Origin of the sequence: Sulfurovum sp. (assembly GCF_049668085.1) — a bacterium.
Classification (GTDB): domain Bacteria; phylum Campylobacterota; class Campylobacteria; order Campylobacterales; family Sulfurovaceae; genus Sulfurovum.
The window spans coordinates 1-3,306 of the sequence record NZ_JBATIY010000081.1 but is presented as its reverse complement, the minus strand read 5'-3'; the positions used below and the strand labels follow the sequence as shown (position 1 = coordinate 3,306).

General features: G+C 35.7%; 5 protein-coding genes. 1 reads left to right on the top strand and 4 read right to left on the bottom strand.

Going from position 1 to position 3,306, the window contains the following annotated elements; genetic code table 11:
• Positions 1 to 551 (bottom strand): Na/Pi symporter (locus WBM70_RS05190; protein WP_424557451.1); only part of this gene is annotated, 551 nt, incomplete at its 3' end.
• The gene (locus tag WBM70_RS05185) at positions 551 to 2,185 is read right to left on the bottom strand and encodes an inorganic phosphate transporter (RefSeq protein ID WP_424557450.1); all 1,635 of its coding nucleotides are present in this window, start codon (positions 2,183 to 2,185) and stop codon (positions 551 to 553) included. The genes WBM70_RS05185 and WBM70_RS05190, both read right to left, overlap by 1 nt.
• A gap of 197 nt (positions 2,186 to 2,382) precedes the next feature.
• Here WBM70_RS05185 and WBM70_RS05180 point away from each other — a divergent pair, with 197 nt between their 5' ends.
• Positions 2,383 to 2,523, top strand: a complete 141-nt coding sequence (locus tag WBM70_RS05180; protein WP_424557449.1) for a hypothetical protein — start codon at positions 2,383 to 2,385, stop codon at positions 2,521 to 2,523.
• A gap of 53 nt (positions 2,524 to 2,576) precedes the next feature.
• On the opposite strand, the gene WBM70_RS05175 is transcribed toward WBM70_RS05180, so the two are convergent.
• Positions 2,577 to 2,942: an HIT family protein gene (locus tag WBM70_RS05175; protein ID WP_424557448.1), complete on the bottom strand. Its 366-nt coding sequence runs from the start codon at positions 2,940 to 2,942 to the stop codon at positions 2,577 to 2,579.
• Positions 2,942 to 3,306: Sua5 YciO YrdC YwlC family protein (locus WBM70_RS05170; RefSeq protein WP_424557447.1), on the bottom strand; the 365-nt coding region annotated here is incomplete at its 5' end. The genes WBM70_RS05170 and WBM70_RS05175, both read right to left, overlap by 1 nt.

The following is a 3,306-nucleotide window of genomic DNA, read 5'->3' as shown; positions in this document are numbered from 1 at the left end:
AGATCAATAGTCTCTTTAAATGCTTCAAAACCATCTTTCATATAGTGAATACCCAGAAATAAGAATCCTAATCCTGTAAGTACATATCCTATACCTTTAAGTGATTTTGCTTTTTGAAAGATCAGTATCACTCCAAATACGAGCATAGGCATGGCATAAGCAGAGATCTTTACTTTTAAGCCTAGTCCTGCAACAAGCCAAGCCCCTGTTGTTGTTCCGATATTTGCTCCAAAAACAATTCCGATACCCTGAGCAAGACCGATCAGTCCAGCCCCTAAAAAGGAGATGGTGAGTACGGAAACCAAAGAACTTGATTGCATGATCGTTGTGGTGAGTATACCAAAACCAATACTTTTGTAGAGTTTATCGGTTGATTTTTGTAATATCTTCTCTAGTGTTCCTCCTGAGAAAGCTTTAAAACCTTCTTCAAGAGACAACATACCAAATAAGAAGATAGAAACACCAGCCGCTATCACCTTAAAGTCAGGACTGATCCAAAAACCATAAGCCAGAATGAGAAAAATTGTTGGTAATAATATTCTTTTTAACATTAAAGAACAATACCCCTGATCATGAAAAATATTGCCGCAGATAATACAGCAGCCGCAGGTACAGTGATAACCCAAGCCGCAATGATCTTTTTAACAGCATCTCTTTTTACATATTTGACTTTTTCTACATTTTTTATATGTTTTTTAGAGGCTTTGATCTTTTCTTCTTCATCATCAATAGCTTTATAAAGGTCAACGATTCTTTCATAGTCCGATTTAGATTTATTTTCTTTGTTTTCCAATGTTTTAAGTTCACTATTATAAGCTTTTAAAACCTTTTTTTCATCTTCTATATTTGATTGCTCTTTTTCTACAACTTCTTCTTGTCCTGTTGAAGCAAGATATTCTCTTAAAAAACCGACACCGAAGATACCACCCACAGCAATATGTGTTGAAGATACAGGAAGACCTAATTGAGAAGCGATAATGACCGTAATAGATGCTGCCATGGCTACTGAAAATGCTCTCATTTGATCTAATTCAGTGATCTCACTACCTACAGTTCTAATAAGCTTTGGTCCATAAAGAGCAAGACCGATAGCGATACCAAGAGCACCAACCGCCATAACCCAAATAGGTATACCTGCCTTTACAGAAATACCACCGGTCATCACAGCATCATTGATCGCTGCCAATGGTCCAATGGCATTTGCTACATCATTTGCCCCATGAGCAAAACTTAAAAGAGCTGCTGCAAAAATCAATGGTACTGTAAATAATAAATTAATAGAATCCCTAGTGTTTTGTAGATTAGTTGCTCTATTTGCAACCGTTTTTTTCAATATGAAATAGACTACACCAGCCACAATAAGTCCAAACATGGCTGCGATAAGGAAAGAAGGTTTTTTAGCATCAGGGAGAAAGACCAAAACATCAACAATAGAAGGCCATATCTTTTTGAGACCTTTGAGTGTTAAGTATGTAACAAATGCCCAAGACATAATAGCGACAAAAATCGGTACCCATTTTCTAGCAGCTGCAACCTTATCGTTTTGAAATACAATTGTTTTTTTAATGGCATATAAAAATATTGCTGCAATGACTCCGCCAAGAACCGGTGAAATAACCCAAGAAGCAGCTATTTTTCCCATAGTACCCCAAGATACAATTGTAAATCCTGCTGCAGCGATACCTGCACCCATCACACCACCAACGATAGAGTGAGTTGTTGAAACAGGAGCCTTCATCATTGTTGCAAAATTCAGCCATAGTGCAGCTGCCAAGAGTGCCGCCATCATTGCCCAGATAAACGGATCAACATTACCGCCAAATGCATCGATGTCAATAATACCTTTCTTAATGGTTTTAACAACATCTCCACCAGCTATAAATGCACCACTTGCCTCAAATATGGCTGCTATTACAATAGCACCACCCATAGTAAGTGCTTTTGATCCAACAGCAGGTCCTACATTGTTCGCAACATCATTTGCACCAATGTTCATCGCCATATAAGCACCAAATAGTGCTGCAATGGCTAAAAATACATTGTTGGGTATGCCGCCAGAACTTAAAAAACTATAAGATAAAACTGCTACCATAAAAAAGAGCGCAAAACCAAGTCGGATAAAATCAAAACCACTACTTTTCATTGCCTCTTTTTCCATTTTTTTTACTGTTTGTATCATTTCCATTTTTCCTTGATCCTTTATTATGTATATCCTTATAGTATAATCCTACTAATCTTAGTAATTATAATAAAAAAGAAAATAAATTATTAGTTGTGGAAAAAAGGATTAAGTTTGAATTTATCAATATATAAAATAAATTTTATGTTATACTATACTATAGCCTTTAAGGTTTAAATATATTAAAATTAAAAGGGATGATCGTGGAATTTGTTTATGTTGGTATTGGTATAGTAATTGGTGTTGTAGGTGCAATTTTTCTGGATGTAGATATGTTTTCAAAGAAAGCTGAAGATGTGGATGCGAAAATTGATGATCACAGCCCGGAGAACGAGGGAAAATAAAAAACCCAAAAAATTCTCGTCTGAAATATATTTTTGGACGAGAATACTACAAGCTATGTAATGGTATTAATCACACTTTTGCAAAAAACTTCAAAGTCAGGTAAATTCAAATCACTTTCACGTTGTTTTGTTCCCCACATAGGCTCAGGGAAATAACTGTCCTCTTCAAATCGTGCCATGATATGCCAATGTACATGAGGCATATAATTACCAAAACTGGCAATATTTATTTTCTTAGGTCTATAGTAAGAGAGCATCTCTTTTTCGATGGTGTCTAAAAGGTCATATATTTCAAATTTAATAAGCCCTGGTACTTCACTCATCTCTTTATAAGGGTGTTGAGTGAAGATCTTAAGCCAAGGAATCTCACTAAATTCAACTTCTATCCTGATATTTTCATTTTCGTAGATCACTGACATTAACGTATCCTTTTTAGTGAGTATTTCCCGAGCTTGTAAATTTTTGAGGCCTGATCAGTTTTTTTAAGTGGTTCTATAATAACATCTGCCATCTCTCTGGCAAAAGATTCATCATATGCTTCATTACTTAGATTTGCTGAAGTGGTATATGCCCATTTAAGACGATCTAAGAGTAAAAGGTGATGTTTGTCTTGTATGACACGGTAAGAATGTCCATTTGGCATAATAAACGTTGTTTTTCGTGCTCTACGAACTTTGTTTTTATGCATTTGAGGCACACGTGCAAATGTTTTTAGTGTATGTAGTGAGTTAACTGCTGTTATATAGTACTTATGAGGAGGGCGTTGTTTGATCTCTGTGAGTT

Coding starts and splice junctions, on each gene's coding strand:
- WBM70_RS05185 (WP_424557450.1), bottom strand. CDS start 2,185: ATGGAAATGATACAAACAGTAAAAAAAATGGAAAAAGAGGCAATGAAA.
- WBM70_RS05175 (WP_424557448.1), bottom strand. CDS start 2,942: ATGTCAGTGATCTACGAAAATGAAAATATCAGGATAGAAGTTGAATTT.